The organism is Streptomyces phaeofaciens (assembly GCF_014648915.1).
GTDB lineage: Bacteria > Actinomycetota > Actinomycetes > Streptomycetales > Streptomycetaceae > Streptomyces > Streptomyces phaeofaciens.
Window position 1 is genome coordinate 697,445 of sequence record NZ_BMSA01000002.1, and the last position, 17,125, is coordinate 714,569.

Below are 17,125 nucleotides of genomic sequence, written 5' to 3' on the forward strand. Positions count from 1 at the left end.
GAGCCGAGCGGCTCACGTCTGAGGGGGCGGGCGCGTCCCGCCCCCTCTGCCACGCCCACTAGACTTAGTAACCAACACCCGGCAGATCCGCCGGGTGGTGACCCGAGGAGCCACCTTGGCTGCTGAGCTGCACGTCGCGATGGTCGCGGCCGACCGAGAGGTCTGGTCCGGCGAGGCCACCCTGGTCGTCGCGCGCACCACGTCCGGCGACATCGGCGTCATGCCCGGTCACCAGCCGCTGCTCGGTGTGCTGGAGTCGGGGCCGGTGACCATCCGTACGAGTGATGGTGGGACGGTCGTCGCCGCAGTGCACGGCGGTTTCATCTCGTTCGCGGACAACAAGCTGTCGCTGCTGGCCGAGATCGCCGAGCTGTCGGACGAGATCGACGTCCAGCGCGCGGAGCGCGAGCTGGAGCGTGCGAAGGCGGAGGGCGACGCCCTCGCCGAGCGTCGCGCGGACGTACGACTGCGTGCGGCGGCGTCGCGCTGAACGAGCGCGGAGCTGCTTGACGTCACTCAGCCGCGGTCGGCACCGGAGGTCTCCGGAGCCGACCGCGGCTGAGGCAGATCTGGATGTTTTTTCCGTTCCGTTACCTATTTTCGGTACCTAGGAGACGAGGAGGTCGGTGTCGATGGTCCTCGCTCTGACTGTGTGCGGAATCGTCGTGGCCCTGGTGGTGGTGGGGCTGTTCGTCTTCGGTCTGCGCCGCAGACTCATCCAGCGTTCCGGCGGTACGTTCGACTGTTCGCTGCGGTGGGACGTCCCCGAGAAACCGGACGCCAGCGGCAAGGGCTGGAGCTACGGCGTCGCCCGCTACAACGGCGACCGCATCGAGTGGTACCGCGTCTTCTCCTACGCCTACCGCCCCCGCCGGGTCCTGGAGCGGGCCTCGATCGAGGTGGCCGGCCGGCGGCTGCCGGAGGGCGAGGAGGAGCTGGCGCTGCTGTCCGACGCGGTGGTCCTCGCCTGTGCCCACCAGGGCACCCGCCTCGAGCTGGCGATGAGCGAGGACGCGCTGACCGGTTTCCTCGCGTGGCTGGAAGCGGCTCCACCCGGACAGCGGGTGAACGTGGCGTAGCCACATCCACCCGCCGCCGGGTGGGGGAGCATCGATGTCGCCCGAGCGATCTGCTCGGGGAACTTCCTTACGACAGACCGCTGTTGATGGCGCTCACCAGCTCTCCGTTGCTGGTGTCACCGCTGAACTCCCAGAAGAACGCGCCGCCCAGGCCCTGGTTCTTGGCCCAGGTCATCTTGCCGGCGATGGTGGCCGGGGTGTCGTAGGACCACCAGTTGTTGCCGCAGTAGGCGTAGGCCGTGCCGGCGATCGTGCCGGTGGCCGGGCAGGACGTCTTGAGGATCTTGTAGTCCTCGATGCCCGCCTCGTAGGTGCCGGGTGCGGCACCGGTCGCCGTGCCGCCGGGGGCGGCCTGGGTGACGCCGGTCCAGCCGCGGCCGTAGAAGCCGATGCCGAGCAGCAGCTTGGCGGACGGGACGCCCTTCGCCTTCAGCTTGGCGATCGCGTCGGCGGAGTTGAAGCCCGCCTGCGGGATGCCGGAGTACGAGGTCAGCGGCGAGTGCGGGGCGGTCGGGCCCTGCGCGTTGAAGGCGCCGAAGTAGTCGTACGTCATCACGTTGTACCAGTCGGCGTAGGCCGAGGCGCCGCCGTAGTCGGCCGCGTCGATCTTGCCGCCGGAGGAGCCGTCGGCCGTGATGGCCGCGGTGACCAGGTAGCTGGAGCCGAACTCGGTGCGCAGCGCCGACATCAGGTTCTTGAAGGCCGCGGCCCCGCTGGTGTCGCAGGTCAGACCGCAGGCGTTCGGGTACTCCCAGTCGATGTCGATGCCGTCGAAGACATCGGCCCAGCGCGGGTCCTCCACGACGGCCTTGCAGGACTTGGCGAAGGCGGTCGGGTTGGCCGCCGCCTGGGCGAAGCCGCCGGAGTAGGTCCAGCCGCCGAAGGAGTAGAGCACCTTGATGTGCGGGTACTTGGCCTTCAGCTGGCGCAGCTGGTTGAAGTTGCCGCGCAGCGGCTGGTCCCAGGTGTCGGCGGTGCCGCTGACGGACTGGTCGGCGGTGTAGGCCTTGTCGTAGGCGGCGTAGGTGTCGTCGACGACGCACTGGCCGTTCTTGACGTTGCCGAAGGCGTAGTTGATGTGGGTGATCTTCGCGGCGGAGCCGGAGGACACCAGGTTCTTGACGTGGTAGTTGCGGCCGTAGACGCCCCACTCGGTGAAGTAGCCGAGCTTGACCTTGTCGCCGGTGGGCGGCGGGTCGGTGGTGCCGCCGGTGGTGCGTACGGCGACGGCGCCGCTGGCCGGGCCGGTCTGGTCGGCGGTGTCCCGCGCCTGGACCGTGTAGGAGTAGGAGGTGCCGGCGGTGAGGCCGCTGTCGGTGTACGAGGTCGTGGTGACCGTGGCGACCTTGCTGCCGTCGCGCAGGACGTCGTAGTTCTTGACGCCCTTGTCGTCGGTGGCGGCGGACCAGGTCAGCTTGGCCGAGGTGTTGGTGACGTCCGAGGCGGTGGGGGTGCCCGGAGCGGAGGGGGCGGCGTCGCCGGGGACCGTGGTCCCGTCGCAACTGCCGCCGTTGAGCTTGCAGTTGGCGGGGGAGCCGCTGCCCGCGCCGTTGAAGCCGAAGGAGACGGAGGCGCCGGGGGCCAGCGTGCCGTTCCAGGACTTGTTCTTGGCCGTCCAGTGGGTGCCGGAGGAGGTGACGTCGGCGTCCCAGGCGGAGGTGACGGACGTGCCGGAGGGGAAGTCCCACTCGACGGTCCAGGAGCTGAGGGAGGTGGTGCCGGTGTTCTTCACCGTCCACCGGCCCTCGAAGCCGGTGCCCCAGTCCGAGGCCTTGGTGTAGGTGGCGGTGGCGGCCGTCGCCGCCTGGGCCGGGCTCGCGAGGCCGACGAGTCCGGCCAGCGGGAGCAACAGGGTCGCGAACCCTGCCGCGGCTCTGTGTCTGAAGCGCATTCTGCGCCTCCTATGGGGAGTTGGGGGGCGTGACTGAGCCTTCACGCCCACGGTGCGGCGAGAATAGAAAGGTCTGGACCACGGGTCAAGAGGTCTGGACCACTCTCGTATACAATTCCGCTAGACGCCCAACTCCTGCGCGAGCACGGCCGCTTGGACCCGGCTGCGCAGCTCCAGCTTCCCCAGCAGACGGCTGACGTGCGTCTTCACCGTCGCCTCGGCCATGTTCAGGCGCTCCGCGATCCCCGCGTTGGACAGCCCTTCCCCCAGGCAGGACAGCACTTCCCGCTCGCGCCGGGTGAGGGTGTCGAGGACCGTCGGGTCGGCCGCCGGGCCGCGCGCCGGACCGGCCGCGAACTCGGCGATCAGCCGGCGGGTGACGGCCGGGGCGATCAGCCCCTCCCCGCCCGCCACGGTCTGCACCGCCGAAATCAGGTCGCGGGCCTCGGTGTTCTTCAGCAGGAATCCGGCCGCCCCGGCCCTGAGCGCCCCGAACACATACTCGTCGAGGTCGAAGGTGGTCAGCACCAGGACGTCCGCCAGCCGCTCCTCGACCACCATCCGGGTCGCCGCCACCCCGTCCAGACGGGGCATCTGCACATCCATCAGCACCAGATCCGGACGCAGTTCCCGGGCCAGCGCCACCGCCTGCTCCCCGTCGGCCGCCTCCCCGACCACCTCGATGTCGGGCGCGCTGCGCAGGATCAGCACCAGCCCGGCGCGCACGGCGGACTGGTCCTCGGCGACCAGGACACGGATGGACCGGCTCATGCGGGATCTCCTTCGGTGACGGGGAACGAGGCACGTACGGTCCACCGGGTGCCCTCCGGCCCGGCCTCGAACGTGCCGCCCAGCAGCGCGGCCCGCTCCCGCATCCCGACCAGACCCGCCCCCGAACCGGGGGCCCGCGGCCCGTCCCGGCGACCGTACGGGCTGCTCACCCGCACCTCGAGCAGGTCTTCGCGGCGCAGCAGGGCGACGGTCACCCGGCCGGGGCGGGCGTGCTTGAGGGCGTTGGTCAGCGACTCCTGGACGATCCGGTACGCGGCCAGCTCGACGGGGGCCGGTACCCGGCCGTGGCCGGCGTCGAGGGTGACGTCGAGACCGTTGGCGCGGGCGCCCTCGACCAAGGCGTCCAGGCCGTCGAGGGTGGGCGCCGCGGCCGGCTCCTGGTCCCCGCTGCCGTCCCGCAGGATGCCGATCAGCCGGCGCATCTCCGCGAGCCCGGCCACACTGTTCTCCCGGATCACCCCGAGGGCCTCGCGGGAGGTCCGCGGATCGTCGATCGACAGCGCGGCCGTGGAGTGGATGGCGATCGCCGACAGATGGTTGGCCACCATGTCGTGCAACTCCCGTGCCATCCGGGCCCGTTCCGCGATCACCGCCTGGCTGCGGTCCATCTCGGCGAGCAGCGTGGTCTGTTCGGCGCGCAGCCGGGCGGCGATCGCCGCGTCACGGTGGTTGCGGACGATCCAGCCGGTGGCGGCCGGCCCGAACGCCACGGCGCCGGTGACCACACCGATCAGCAGCGCCTCCGGCACCCGCCACACCGCGAACGGCACCACCGTCCCGGCCACCGTGAGCAGCCCGGTGATCCAGGGGATACGGCGCGCCGAGGCGGGCGGGCCGTACAGGACGCCCGCGTAGACGAGATCGGTGAACATCAGCACCGTGGCCACGCTGCCCTGGGTGACGGTGTCCAGGGCCATCGCCGCCGTGCCGGTCAGCAGCGCGACCCGCGGCGCCGTCCGGCGCAGCAGCTCGCAGCCGGACATCACCACCAGCGGCAGCAGGATCGGCCAGAAGCCGGGAAGCAGCACGATCGGCTCGTCGGCCGGACGGGTGGTCAGGTCGACGGCCAGCAGCAGGAGCCCCCCGAGCAGCCCACCGGACGCCAGGTACACGTCGAACCGGTGGGGGCGGGGGAGCGCTGCGGCCATGTCCACCATCCAACACGGCCCGCCGCGCCCACGCCTGCATCCGCGGGACGGTCCCGCACTGCATCTTTCGATGTACCGCGACGTCGTCACCGCCGACGACGAAAGCGGCCGCCGCCCGCCGGAGCCTTGAAGGGTGACCGAGAGGAGCGAGTCGTGGTCGTCGCGTTGATCATCGCGTGTGAGGCCGGGTTCTGGGTGCTGCTGGCGCTGGGCCTGGCCGCCCGGTATCTGCTGAGGTGGCGCCGCACCGGCCTGGTGCTGCTGCTGTGCGAGCCGGTGCTGGAGCTGGTCCTGTTCGCCGTGACGGCGGTCGACCTCAGGAACGGGGCCGAGCCGGGCTGGGAGCACGGTGTGGCCGCGCTGTACATCGGCTACACCGTCGCCTACGGCCACTACACGATCCGCTGGCTCGACGGCCATGCCGCGCACCGCCTGGCCGGCGGCCCCCGGCCGCCCCGGCCGCCGCGGTACGGCACGGCCCGGGCCCGTCACGAGGGCCGGCTGTGGCTGCGCACGGTGCTGGCGGCCGCCGTCGCCTGCGCCCTCCTCCAGGCCGCGGTCCGGTACGTCGGCGACACCTCGTCGCTGCGGTCCTTCCAGTGGGTGGCCCTCAGGGCCGCCGGCATCCACGGGCTGGTGGCGCTGACCTATGCGATCTGGCCGAAGAAGGAACCGCGGACCGGGCGCCGGGACCCGGCCGATCGGGCCGACCAGGTCGGTCAGCTCGACCAGGTCGCCGAGGAGAGGCCGGGGGCCCGCCGCTGACCGGCGTCAGCGCTCCCCGCCCGGCACCCACAGCACGTCGCCCGTCTCCTTGTTGGCCGTGCGGGCGAGGATGAACAGCAGGTCCGAGAGGCGGTTGAGATAGGTCGCCGTGAGGGGGTTCATCACCTCGCCGTGCACCTCCAGGGCCGCCCACGTGGAGCGCTCGGCCCGGCGGACGACCGTGCAGGCCTGGTGGAGCAGGGCCGCGCCCGGGGTGCCGCCCGGCAGGATGAAGGAGCGAAGCTTCTCCAGCCGCTCGTTGAAGCGGTCGCAGTCCGCCTCCAGCCGGTCGACGTAGAACTGCTCGACCCGCAGCGGCGGGAACTGCGGGTCCTGCACGACCGGCGTCGACAGGTCCGCGCCCACGTCGAACAGGTCGTTCTGGACCCTGGTGAGGACCGTGACGATCTCCTCGTCCAGACCGCCCAGCGCGATCGCCGTGCCGATGACCGCGTTCGCCTCGTTGGCGTCGGCGTACGCGGAGATCCGCAGGTCGGTCTTGGCGACCCGGCTCATGTCCCCGAGGGCGGTGCTGCCCTGGTCGCCGGTCCTGGTGTAGATGCGCGTCAGATTGACCATGCGGCCAATCTAGACGGTCCCCGCGGATCCGTTCCGTTCCCTTCGTCACGGCCGGTCGGACCGGGCTCGAATCAGGGTGAATCCCCTTGAATCGGACAGGATTTGACGACGTGACCGGCGTCTCACCTCATGAGACGTGAGACGCGTTACTAACCGGTCACACAGCGCCTCACGCCCGCTAATCTCCGGCCGAGAGCCAGACGGAGCGGATGCGCCGGATGGTTGACGCCGGTGACATCGGACGCGAGAGCGGGCAGGGCTTCCAGAGGCACTGAAACCGCACAGGCCTCAGCGGCCTCACCCCTGCGGGTGAATTCGGTATCGGTTCGCTCACAGACGGCAACCTCCGACCGCTCCGCGCAGTCAGAGCATGCAACACCGGACATCACACCGCGGAGCACAAGACGCACGCTTAGGGGAGCGCTATGCACATCAGGGGCGACCACGCCGAGCTGGTCGTCGGGGGCCGCCTCGACGTGCGCTGCGCGGCTGATGCCCGAACGGTCCTGCACACGGCCGTGGACGACGGCGTCGGCGACCTGGTGCTCGACCTGTCCGGGCTGGACTCCTGGGACGCCACCGGACTCGGCGTCATCATGGGCGTCCACCGACGCGCCGGCCGCTGCGGCCGCCGTCTGGTGCTGCGCGGCGTACCTCCGCAGATGCAACGCCTGCTGGTCGCCACCCGGCTGCACCGGATCCTGGCGATCGAGGGCGGCATCGGCGTGGAGTCCCTGCCCCGCGTCTGACCCGGCACGGCGTGTGGCCTGCGGCGGAAAACCAGCGGCGGGCGCAATCCTCACCGGACTGTGACGTCTCGGGCGGCGCGGCACCCCGGACTGTCGTAGATACTGTGCGAAGGTTTACGGTTCGACTGCCCGCCGCCCGCAACCCTCGAGCGGGCACCGGACCAGAAGCGACAGCGCACGTGTGCAGCAAGGCCGGGAGGGGCTACCGCCACACGACGCTTTTGGGGGGCTTGACCTATGGACCCGACGAACCGGGGACCCGAGGAGTACGGCCAGGACGGCGAAGGCCACTCGCCACGCCCACGCCCGCCCAGGGACCCCCTCACCGCCGACTACACCCAGCACACGCCCGGCCCGGCCCGCACGGTACGGATCGTCGCCGGCGAGCACCTGCTCACGGTCAACCCCGTCGACGGCAGCGAGATAGAACTCTGCCCGCCGACCGAGGTCCCCGAGCGTCCGGTCAAGCGCACCGCCGAGCAGCGGGCCGAGGCCGAGCGCACCGCCCGGCCGCCCGCCCCGGCCGGGGCCGGCGGGTCCGCGCTGCCCCTCCTGGGCCGCCAGGACGAACGCGAGCACCTGGTCCGGCTGCTGGCCCGCGGCCGCTCCGTCCGCCTCACCGGCCCGGCCGGCTCCGGCCGCACCAGCCTCCTCGACCTCGTCGCCGAGGACTGCGAGGACCTCGCCCCCGACGGCGTGGTCCGGCTCGCCGGCTTCCGCCGCACCTCGGCCGAGCTGCTGTACGACCTCTTCCACGCCGTCCACGACGCCGACCGGCTGCGCCCCGAGCGCGAGGAACTCCTCGCCCTGGTACGGGAGATCGGCGCGGTCGTGGTCGTCGACGACCTCGGCTTCGGCGGCACCGACCTCGATGAGCTGCTGGACGCCACCCCCGAGTGCGCCTTCCTGCTCGGCGCCACCCCGGACACCCCGGCACCCTCCGCCGACTCCGCCGTCGACGAGGTCGCCCTCAGCGGCCTGGACCGCGCGGGCGGCGTCGAGGTGATCGAGCGGGCCGTCGGCCGGGTCCTCACCGAGGAGGAGTCCAACTGGGCCGGCGACCTGTGGTTCGAGTCCGAGGGCCTGCCGCTGCGCTTCGTCCAGGCCGGCGCCCTGCTGCGCCAGCGCGACCAGCTGCGGGCCGGTGTCGACGCGGTCGACGCCTTCGGGGTCTTCGAGGACGCCCGCCCCCTCACCGGATCCGTCGACGTGGTCGCCGGCGCCGGCGAGGCCGAGGAGATACCGCTGCCCTCCCTCGGCGAGGCCGCCGCGCCCGCCCCGCTGCTCGCCGCCCGGCTCAGCGCCTCCGCCCGCGCCACCCTGCGCTTCGCCGTCGCCCTCGACGGCGAGGTCCCGCACCAGGCCCATCTGCCCGCCCTGGTCGGCGACACCCACGCCGACGCGGCCCTCGGCGAACTGACCGCCTGCGGACTCGTCTCCCCGGTCGGCACCGGCTACCGGCTCGCCGCCGGAGTCCAGACCCAGCTGGAGGCCGCCGGATACGGCGAGGAGGTCGCCGCCCGCGCGCAGACCGCCGCCCAGCACTACGCCTGGTGGGCCGCCCACCCCTCCGTCACCCCCGAGCGGGTCTGCGCCGAGGCCGAGGCCCTCCTCGCCGCCCTCACCGTGGTCGGGCCCACGACCTCCCCGCCCGCCGAGGGCGAGGAGGCCACCGCCGTCCAGCTCGCCCGCGCCGCCGCGCCCGCGTTCGCCGCCGGACTGCGCTGGAGCGCCTGGGACAGCGCCCTGCACGAGGGTGCCGAGGCCGCCCGGCTCGCCGGGGAGTCCGCCGACCGGGCCTACTTCCACCACGAGATGGGAGTCCTCGCGCTCTGCGCCGGAGACCTCGACCGGGCCCGCTCGGAGCTGGAGGCCTCCCTCGCCCTGCGCGGCACACTCACCGACAAGCGCGGCACCGTCGCCGGCCGGCGCGCCCTCGCCCTGGTCGCCGACGCCTCGGGCGACGTCACGGGCCTCGCCGCGGCCACCGCGGGCGAGGAGGTGCCCGATGCCCGCCACGAGGAGTCCGTGTCCCCGCCGCGCGGCATCCAGGCGCTGCCGCCCGTGTACGCCCCGGAGGCCGAGACCCTCGTCCACCGCCCGGTCCCCTCGTCGCCGCCCCAGGCCCACCACAGCCGCGGCGGTCTCAAGGGCCTGGCCAAGCGCAACCTCGTCGCGGCCGGCGCGGGCGCGCTGCTGGTCGCCGTTCTCGGCACGGTGGTGACACTCGGCGCGACCTCCAACGGCGACCCCGACGACCCCTCCGACCGGGTCGGCGTCAACCCGTCCGCCAGCAGCGACCTCGGCGACGGCGACCTCGACTCCGACACCCCGGGCGACGACACCGGCACCGGCGACACGGGCACGGCGACCAGCCGGCCGACGGACCCGGGCCCGGACGGGACGACGGGGACGTCGGACGATCCGACCCCGACGGGATCGTCGGTGCCCACACCGGGGGCGAGCAGCTCGCACACCTCGGGAAGCGGCGGAACGTCCACGAACACGCCGAGGCCGTCGTCGTCCTCCACCACCTCCAGGCCGCCGTCGCACACCCCGTCGACGCCCGTGACCCCCACGGACGACCCCACGACCCCGACGACGCAGCCGACCGACACGACCGGCCCGTCCCCGTCCGACACCACCTCGACGACGGCCAGCGCCCCGGTCTCGCCGAGCACGGCGGACTCCGTGTCCTCCGCGGACTCCGTGTCCTCGCCCGCCTCCTCGTCCGACCCGGTGATCTGAGGACGCCCCGGGACAGCAGGCAGGGCCGGGTTCCTTCCCCGGGAATCCGGCCCTCGCCGTCGTACGAACGCCGTACGGGACGTCAGAACAGGCGCAGCTTGTCGTCCTCGATGCCGCGCATCGCGTCGTAGTCCAGGACCTGGCAGCCGATGCCGCGGTCGGTGGCGAGGACGCGCGCCTGGGGCTTGATCTCCTGCGCGGCGAAGACACCGCGGACCGGGGCGAGGTGCGGGTCGCGGTTCAGCAGCTCCAGGTAGCGGGTGAGCTGCTCGACGCCGTCGATCTCACCGCGCCGCTTGATCTCGACCGCGACCGTCCCGCCGTCGGCGTCCCGGCACAGGATGTCGACCGGGCCGATCGCCGTCATGTACTCGCGCCGGATCAGGGTGTAGCCCTCGCCGAGGATCTCGATACGGTCGGCGAGCAGCTCCTGGAGGTGCGCTTCCACGCCGTCCTTGATCAGGCCGGGATCGACTCCGAGTTCGTGCGAGGAGTCGTGGAGGATCTCCTCCATCGTGATGATGAGCTTCTCGCCCGCCTTGTTGACGACGGTCCAGACACCCTCCTCGTCGCCCGTGCCCTCCTTGAGAGCGCAGGGCGGCGACATCCAGTTCAGGGGCTTGTAGGCCCGGTCGTCCGCGTGGATCGAGACGCTGCCGTCCGCCTTCACCAGGATGAGACGGGGGGCGGAGGGCAGGTGGGCGGTGAGCCGGCCGGCGTAGTCGACGGAGCACCGGGCGATGACGAGACGCATGGTCGGCAACGCTATCCGACGCCTCATGGTGCACGCGATTCGCCCGCCGGTCCGCTGTCACCACGCGCACCCCCGGGCCCTCGTGACCCGCCCCTTTTGAACAGGAAAACGATCATTCGACGGGTGGCCGATTGTGCGCCTACCGCCCGTTCCCTATGTGCCCATTCTCCTGGTGCCGTCACCGTCGGTTGCCTACCGTAGTAAACGGGAGGTCGCGATGCGTGCACTCAGCGTGTGCGGTAATTCGGCATGGCCGAACTCCCTTTCCCTGTCCGGCAACCCCTGTTTCTCCGGGGGTGCGAGAGGAGAACCCATGTCGCTCGACGTCTCACCGGCCCTACTCGAACAGGCCGAGCGAGGCGAGGTCGACGAAGCTGAATTCGTCGACTGCGTCCGGACCTCCCTGCCCTACGCATGGGAGATGGTCAGCTCCCTGGTGGCCCAGCTGAAGGTGGACGGCGGAGCCTTCGCCGACAACCAGACGCCCCCGCCGGACGAGCAGGCACGCGGGCAGCTGCTGCGAGCGCTGGCGAGTGACGCCATTCGCGGCGCGCTCCAGCGCCACTTCGGCGTGCGCCTGGCCTTCCAGAACTGCCACCGGGTGGCGGTGTTCCCGGTGGACTCGTCCGTCGACGAGAAGCTGGCCCGCTTCACCTCGGTCCGCAGCCAAGTCCTCAACCAGTCACCGGAGTTCCGGGACTGCTGAGGCAGCAGTGTGAACCTGTCGCTTGCCGCTCCTTACGCGGGAGGTGCCATCAGTACTGGAGCGGCAAGCTCCCCGGTGTGCCGGGCTGTTCAGCGGAGGTGGGGGAGCACCTCCGCGCCCAGCCGCCGTACGTTCTCCTCCGTGGCCGACAGATCGCCCGAGCCCTCGACCAGCAGGGAGAAGCGCGAGATGCCGGTACGCTCGCTGGTCGCCGCGAGGCGGTCGACGCACAGCCGCGCCGTGCCCACCGGGTGCAGCCCGCAGAGGAGTTCGGTGTACGCCACCGGGTCCCGCATCGAGCGGGCCCGGCCGTCGACCGTCACATGGGCGTCGAGCCCCTGTTTCAGCCAGCCCGGCATCGCCTTCACCAGCGTCTCGACGGCGTCCGTGCGCCGGTCGGCGATCTGGCAGACGCCCGCCGAGACGTGCCCGGCGGCGCGGATCTCGTCCCCGGACCGCCCGGCCGCGCGCGCGTACTGCCGCCACAGGGCGACCATCTCGGCCTTCTCCTCGTCCCCGACGTGCATGCCGAGCAGCATCGGCAGCCCGCGCTCGGCGGCCAGCCGTACGCTCGTCGGCGAGGTGCACGCCACGACGACCTCCGGCCCCGTGGCGTCCGTGAGCGCCTCCGAGGGGCGCGGCACGACGGGCACCTCGCGAAACCGGAACCGCGCCCCGTCGGCCCCCACCGAGGGCTCGCGCAGCCAGCGCACCAGCAGATCGAGTGATTCCGGGAACCCCTGCTCGTACGCCGCCAGGCCCGCGCCGAACACCTCCAGATCGACCCAGGGCCCGCCGCGCCCCACCCCCAGCGAGAAGCGGCCGCCGCTCGTCAGATGCAGCAGCGCGGCCTGTTCGCCGAGGGCGACCGGGTGGACGGTGGGCAGCACGCTGACCGCCGTGCCGACCCGGATACGGCGGGTGCGGCCCAGCAGCAGAGCGGCGAGCGTGATCGCCGACGGGCAGGTGCCGTACGGTACGAAATGGTGCTCGGCCAGCCAGACCGAGTCGAGACCGGCCTCCTCGGCGACCTCCGCGGAACGGACCGCGCGGTGCAGCGCCTCCCCCTGGCCCTGCCCGGGGAACTGGGCACCCAACACGAAACTACCAACGCGCATGGACTTTCCTGCTTCCTTGGCTCCGACGCGGAGCTCCCCCACCCGGCATAACCGTCTGACACGTGCCGAGGACACGGCCTGGCGGAGAGATTTGCCGATTGTCTGGAGAATGGGGTGCCAGGGAGGGCGACTTGTGGGGTCCGGTGACCTACGGGTGCCCCCGTTCGCGCCGCGTAGGCTGGACGCGAACCCCGCTTCCTGTATAGCCCCGTGAGGTGTCCTGTGTCCCCGCGTCGCAACCGACCCAAGGGTGCCGGTTCAACGGACTCGTCCGCCCCCGGTGCCGAGGACGACCGCGCGAGCCGCTACGGCGGCTGGCAGTCCTCGGTGCACTGGCAGGGCGAGGAGTGGAGCGTACGGCACGTGGCCGGTGCGAGCGCGCAGGGCAAGACGTACCGGTGTCCGGGCTGCGACCAGATGATCCCCGGCGGCGTCCCGCATGTCGTCGCCTGGTCCGAGCACGCGGGCGTCGACGACCGCCGGCACTGGCACAAGGCGTGCTGGAACGCGCGAGACCGCCGCAACCCGGGGGTGCAGCGGTCTCGTAACGCTCCTCGTTTCTGACGGGTGCCGGCGCTCTACACGTCGCGCTTCTCCAGCAGGGCGAAGGCGGCGGCGAAGGCGGCGGCCGTCACACCGAGCGCGATCCACAGCGGGTCCCAGCCGGACGGCCCGCTCTCGGTGAGCTCGGCCGAGTACCAGACGCCCAGCTGGCTGGGGATCGAGTACTCGAACAGGGCGTCGCGCAGCCCCTCCAGGGACTCCGAGAACATGAAGATCGCGATCACCAGCGGGGCCAGCAGCAGGCCGATCATGATGGTGATCGCGCCCGCCGAGTGCCGGATGATCGACCCGACGGCCAGCGCCAGCAGGCCCAGCAGCGCGACGTAGAAGGACACGCCCACGGTGGCCTTCAGCCACTCGCTCTGGGACGGCTCACGGGCGTCGGTGAACAGGGCGGCGTCCACCATGGCGACGAACCCCGTCGACACCAGCGTCACCACGAACGCGATCGCGAAGAACACGATGGCCTTCGCCGTGAGGACCCGGCCGCGGGACGGGCACGCGACCATCGTGGTGCGGATCATGCCGGTGCCGTACTCCGAGGCGGTGGTGAGCACACCGAGGGTCAGGATCGGCATGCTGCCCAGGAGCACGCCGAAGAACCCGAACGACAGCGGGCTCTCGCCCGCCAGATCGCCCTCGGAGGCGTTGGCGTCGACGAGCAGGGCGACCATCAGGCCGATGCCGATGACCAGCAGGACGAACACGCCCAGCGTCCACATGGTGGAGCGCACCGAGCGGATCTTCGTCCACTCGGAGGCGATGGCGTTCCCGAGGTGCGTGCGGACGACCGGGATCGGCGAGGTGTAGCCGGGCGCGCCGCCGGGGGCGGCGTACGCGGGACCGGGCCCCGCCTGCCAGGCGGGCGCGGCCTGCGGCGAGGGCTGCTGCGGGGTGCTCATCGGGCGTCCTCGGGCTGGGTCGTCGGGGCGGAGGGGGCCGGGGCGGAGGGGCCGGCCGGGGCGGGCGGCGCCTTGTCGAGCGAGGCGGGCGCGGCGGCGGGCGGCTGGGGTGCCTGCGGGGCGGGGGCCGCCGCCGCGGGCTGAGCCGGGGCCGCGGGAGGTGTCGCGGGCTGCGCAGGGGCCTGCGGGGCGGGCGGGGCCGCGTGGGCGTACGGGTTGGCGCCGGCGGGCGCGGGCGCCGGGGCGGCGTACGCCCCCTGCGGTGCGGCCGGGGCGCCGTACGCGCCGTAGGCGCCCGCCGCGGGCCCCTGGCCCGGCTGCGGGGGCGCGTAGCCCGCGTGCGGGGGCGGCGGGGCGTACCAGCCGGGCTGGCCCTGGCCCGGCACCGGCATCGGCGGCTGGGCGCCGGGCGGCAGGGGCTGCTGGAGGCCGGCCTTCTGGTCGATGGTGGACCGGTAGTCCACGGCGCCCTGCGTCATGCGCATGTACGCCTCTTCCAGCGAGGCCTGGTGCGGCGACAGCTCCCACAGGCGTACGTCGCTGTCGTGCGCGATGTCGCTGATCCGGGGGAGGGGCAGTCCCGTCACCCGCAGCGCGCCGTCCTGCTCGGGCAGGACGTGGCCGCCCGCCTCGGTGAGCGCGGAGGCCAGCTTCTCGCGCAGCTGCGGCTCGGTGTGCGGGGTGCGCACGCGCGCGAAGTCGGCCGAGTTGGCGGAGATGAAGTCCGTCACGCTCATGTCGGCGAGCAGCTGCCCGCGCCCGATGACGATCAGATGATCGGCGGTGAGCGCCATCTCGCTCATGAGGTGGGACGAGACGAAGACGGTCCGGCCCTCGGCGGCGAGCGACTTCATCAGGTTGCGCACCCAGAGGATGCCCTCGGGGTCGAGGCCGTTGACCGGCTCGTCGAACAGCAGCACCTGCGGGTCGCCGAGCAGCGCGGCGGCGATGCCGAGCCGCTGGCCCATGCCCAGGGAGAAGCCCTTGGATCGTTTCTTCGCCACCTCCTGGAGGCCGACCACGCCGAGCACCTCGTCCACCCGGCGGGCCGGGATGCCGGAGAGCTGGGCCAGGGAGAGCAGGTGGTTGCGGGCGTGCCGGCCACCGTGCACGGCCTTCGCGTCGAGCAGGGCGCCGACCTGCCGGGGCGCGTTCGGCAGCTTGCGGTAGGGATAACCGCCGATCGTGACCGTGCCGGCGGTCGGGTTGTCCAGGCCGAGGATCATCCGCATGGTCGTCGACTTGCCCGAGCCGTTGGGCCCGAGGAAGCCGGTGACGGCACCCGGCCGTACCTGGAAGGAAAGGTTGTACACAGCGGTTTTGTCGCCGTAGCGCTTGGTCAGGCCGACAGCCTCGATCATGCTCCGCACCCATCGAAAGGATCAGGACAGCAGGGCACACGCCCCCGTAAGGGTTAGGAGCTTATCGAGGCGCTGACGGTTCCGCTCAAATGAAAGCAAAGCCGAAAGCTCATGCGTCGCGTTTCTGCAGCAGGAGGTAGCCGCCGAGCAGTGCGGCCGCCACCCACGCCACCATGATCGCGAGCCCGCCCCAGGGCCCGTACGGGGTGTCGTCGTCGAGCGGGGTGACCACCTGCATGATCCGGCTGCCCGCCTGGTCGGGCAGATACCGGCCGATCTTCTTCGTCGCGCCGACGTTGCCCAGGATGTTGGAGATCAGGAAGAAGAACGGCATCAGGATGCCCAGCGACAGCATCGGCGAGCGCAGCATCGCGGCCACACCCATGGAGAACATGGCGATGAGGGTCATGTAGAAGCCGCCGCCGATGACCGCGCGCAGGACGCCCGGGTCGCCGATCTCGGCCCGGTGCGGGCCGAGCATCGACTGGCCCAGGAAGAACGTCGCGAAGCTGGTGGCGAGGCCGACGGCCAGGGCCAGCCCCGTCGCCACCGCGATCTTGCCGGCCAGGAAGGTGCCGCGCTGCGGCACGGCGGCCAGCGAGGTGCGGATCATGCCGGTGCTGTACTCGTTGGACACCACCAGCACCCCGAACACGATCATCGCGAGCTGCCCGAGACTCATCCCGGCGAAGCTGATGAAGGTGGGGTCGAAGGAGAGCTGCTCGCGTGCGCTCATGTTGTCGAACTCGTTCTTCGACAGTGCCGCGATCAGCATGCCGAGGGCGATGGTGACCACCACGGCCAGCGACAGTGTCCACACCGTGGACGCCACCGACCGGATCTTGGTCCATTCGGACCGGACGACCTGGATCCCCGCCATGCTCAGCCCCTCCCTGTCCAGTCCTCGCCCCACGACCGCCGCAGGTCCCGAGGTGTCTCCGAGTGCGCGTGGTACTCCACCGACTCGGCGGTGAGCTGCATGAACGCCTCCTCCAGGGAGGCCTGCTGCGGGCTCAGCTCGTGCAGCACGATCTGGTGCCGGGCGGCCAGCTCGCCGATCGTCTCGGGCTTGCCGCCGTCCACCTCCAGCACCCCGCTGCCGCTCTCCACCACCGTGACCCCGGCGCCGTGCAGCACGTCGAGCAGCCGCTCGCGCTGCGGGGTGCGGATACGGACGAAGGACCGCGAGTTGCGGGCGATGAAGTCGGCCATGGTGGTGTCGGCGAGCAGCCGGCCCTGGCCGATCACGACCAGATGCTCGGCGGTCAGGGCCATCTCGCTCATCAGATGGGACGACACGAACACCGTGCGGCCCTGCGCGGCGAGCGACTTCATCAGGTTGCGGATCCAGTGGATGCCCTCGGGGTCGAGACCGTTGACCGGCTCGTCGAACATCAGGATCCGGGGGTCGCCGAGGAGCGCGCCCGCGATGCCCAGGCGCTGGCCCATGCCCAGCGAGAACCCCTTGGCCTTCTTCCTCGCCACGGCCGTCAGGCCGACGGTGTCCAGCACCTCGTGGACCCGGCCGCGCGGGATGCCGTTGCTCTGCGCCAGGCACAGCAGGTGGTTGAACGCGCTGCGGCCGCCGTGCACGGCCTTGGCGTCCAGCAGGGCGCCGATATAGGTGAGGGGGTCCTTGAGCCGGTCGTAGTGAGTGCCGTCGATCCGGACGTCACCGGCGGTGGGCCGGTCGAGGCCGAGCATCATCCGCATGGTGGTGGACTTGCCGGCGCCGTTGGGACCGAGGAAGCCCGTGACGATGCCGGGTCTGACGGTGAAGCTGAGGTTGTTCACCGCCACCTTGTCGCCGTACCGCTTCGTCAGTCCCTCGACCTCGATCATGCCGTCACGCTATGACCGCCCTTGGGGCCCTGCCACCGGGGCGGGGCGAACAGCGGCTCGCACCCGCGACGGCACCGGCGCACACGAAAGAGGCGGTGGGCCCGAGCCCACCGCCCCTCACACGCAC

At 71.9% G+C, this 17,125-nt stretch carries 17 protein-coding genes; 7 read left to right on the top strand and 10 right to left on the bottom strand.

Annotated features, from left to right (window positions below; translation table 11 throughout):
* Positions 1 to 115: 115 nt before the first annotated feature.
* Both IE275_RS06650 and IE275_RS06655 read left to right on the top strand, forming a co-directional pair.
* On the top strand, positions 116 to 490 hold the full coding sequence (locus IE275_RS06650; protein WP_189708534.1) for a F0F1 ATP synthase subunit epsilon: 375 nt from the start codon (positions 116 to 118) through the stop codon (positions 488 to 490).
* Between the two features lie 142 nt (positions 491 to 632).
* A complete protein-coding gene (locus IE275_RS06655; protein WP_189708536.1) occupies positions 633 to 1,079 on the top strand; it encodes a DUF2550 domain-containing protein in 447 nt (148 codons plus the stop codon).
* A 67-nt stretch (positions 1,080 to 1,146) separates the two neighbouring features.
* On the opposite strand, the gene IE275_RS06660 is transcribed toward IE275_RS06655, so the two are convergent.
* The 3 genes from IE275_RS06660 to IE275_RS06670 form a co-directional block, all read right to left on the bottom strand.
* A complete protein-coding gene (locus tag IE275_RS06660) occupies positions 1,147 to 2,970 on the bottom strand; it encodes a glycoside hydrolase family 18 chitinase (protein WP_189708538.1) in 1,824 nt (607 codons plus the stop codon).
* A gap of 120 nt (positions 2,971 to 3,090) precedes the next feature.
* Positions 3,091 to 3,741: a response regulator gene (locus IE275_RS06665; RefSeq protein WP_189708540.1), complete on the bottom strand. Its 651-nt coding sequence runs from the start codon at positions 3,739 to 3,741 to the stop codon at positions 3,091 to 3,093.
* On the bottom strand, positions 3,738 to 4,910 hold the full coding sequence (locus IE275_RS06670) for a sensor histidine kinase (protein ID WP_189708543.1): 1,173 nt from the start codon (positions 4,908 to 4,910) through the stop codon (positions 3,738 to 3,740). Before IE275_RS06670 ends, IE275_RS06665 begins: the two co-directional genes overlap by 4 nt.
* 153 nt (positions 4,911 to 5,063) lie before the next feature.
* On the opposite strand from IE275_RS06670, the gene IE275_RS06675 reads away from it, so the two are divergent.
* A complete protein-coding gene (locus IE275_RS06675; protein WP_189708545.1) occupies positions 5,064 to 5,675 on the top strand; it encodes a hypothetical protein in 612 nt (203 codons plus the stop codon).
* A gap of 6 nt (positions 5,676 to 5,681) precedes the next feature.
* Here IE275_RS06675 and IE275_RS06680 read toward each other — a convergent pair whose 3' ends face one another.
* The gene (locus IE275_RS06680; protein ID WP_189708547.1) at positions 5,682 to 6,254 is read right to left on the bottom strand and encodes a cob(I)yrinic acid a,c-diamide adenosyltransferase; all 573 of its coding nucleotides are present in this window, start codon (positions 6,252 to 6,254) and stop codon (positions 5,682 to 5,684) included.
* A gap of 425 nt (positions 6,255 to 6,679) precedes the next feature.
* On the opposite strand from IE275_RS06680, the gene IE275_RS06685 reads away from it, so the two are divergent.
* Positions 6,680 to 7,003: an STAS domain-containing protein gene (locus tag IE275_RS06685; protein WP_189708550.1), complete on the top strand. Its 324-nt coding sequence runs from the start codon at positions 6,680 to 6,682 to the stop codon at positions 7,001 to 7,003.
* Between the two features lie 237 nt (positions 7,004 to 7,240).
* Positions 7,241 to 9,751: an ATP-binding protein gene (locus IE275_RS06690; RefSeq protein ID WP_189708552.1), complete on the top strand. Its 2,511-nt coding sequence runs from the start codon at positions 7,241 to 7,243 to the stop codon at positions 9,749 to 9,751.
* A gap of 82 nt (positions 9,752 to 9,833) precedes the next feature.
* Here the strand turns inward: IE275_RS06690 and nucS are convergent, their stop codons facing one another.
* Positions 9,834 to 10,505, bottom strand: coding sequence for an endonuclease NucS (gene nucS, locus IE275_RS06695; RefSeq protein ID WP_189708554.1), 672 nt, complete (start codon positions 10,503 to 10,505; stop codon positions 9,834 to 9,836).
* A gap of 313 nt (positions 10,506 to 10,818) precedes the next feature.
* Between nucS and IE275_RS06700 the strand changes: the two genes are divergently transcribed.
* Positions 10,819 to 11,211, top strand: coding sequence for an SCO5389 family protein (locus tag IE275_RS06700; protein ID WP_189708556.1), 393 nt, complete (start codon positions 10,819 to 10,821; stop codon positions 11,209 to 11,211).
* 89 nt (positions 11,212 to 11,300) lie between these two features.
* On the opposite strand, the gene IE275_RS06705 is transcribed toward IE275_RS06700, so the two are convergent.
* Positions 11,301 to 12,329 (bottom strand): LLM class flavin-dependent oxidoreductase, encoded by a 1,029-nt coding sequence (locus tag IE275_RS06705; RefSeq protein ID WP_189708558.1) that lies wholly within the window; start codon positions 12,327 to 12,329, stop codon positions 11,301 to 11,303.
* Positions 12,330 to 12,551: 222 nt separating this feature from the next.
* On the opposite strand from IE275_RS06705, the gene IE275_RS06710 reads away from it, so the two are divergent.
* Complete coding sequence (locus IE275_RS06710; protein WP_189708560.1) at positions 12,552 to 12,893, top strand: Rv1322 family protein; 342 nt, start codon at positions 12,552 to 12,554, stop codon at positions 12,891 to 12,893.
* 14 nt (positions 12,894 to 12,907) lie between these two features.
* On the opposite strand, the gene IE275_RS06715 is transcribed toward IE275_RS06710, so the two are convergent.
* The 4 genes from IE275_RS06715 to IE275_RS06730 form a co-directional block, all read right to left on the bottom strand.
* Positions 12,908 to 13,795: an ABC-2 transporter permease family protein gene (locus tag IE275_RS06715; RefSeq protein WP_189708562.1), complete on the bottom strand. Its 888-nt coding sequence runs from the start codon at positions 13,793 to 13,795 to the stop codon at positions 12,908 to 12,910.
* Positions 13,792 to 15,156: an ABC transporter ATP-binding protein gene (locus IE275_RS06720; RefSeq protein WP_189708564.1), complete on the bottom strand. Its 1,365-nt coding sequence runs from the start codon at positions 15,154 to 15,156 to the stop codon at positions 13,792 to 13,794. The genes IE275_RS06715 and IE275_RS06720 overlap by 4 nt, the downstream gene beginning before the upstream one ends.
* A 109-nt stretch (positions 15,157 to 15,265) precedes the next feature.
* Complete coding sequence (locus IE275_RS06725; RefSeq protein WP_189708566.1) at positions 15,266 to 16,036, bottom strand: ABC transporter permease; 771 nt, start codon at positions 16,034 to 16,036, stop codon at positions 15,266 to 15,268.
* Between the two features lie 2 nt (positions 16,037 to 16,038).
* Entirely contained in the window at positions 16,039 to 16,998 is a 960-nt protein-coding gene (locus IE275_RS06730) for an ABC transporter ATP-binding protein (protein WP_189708568.1), read from the bottom strand.
* Between the last annotated feature and the right edge of the window lie 127 nt (positions 16,999 to 17,125).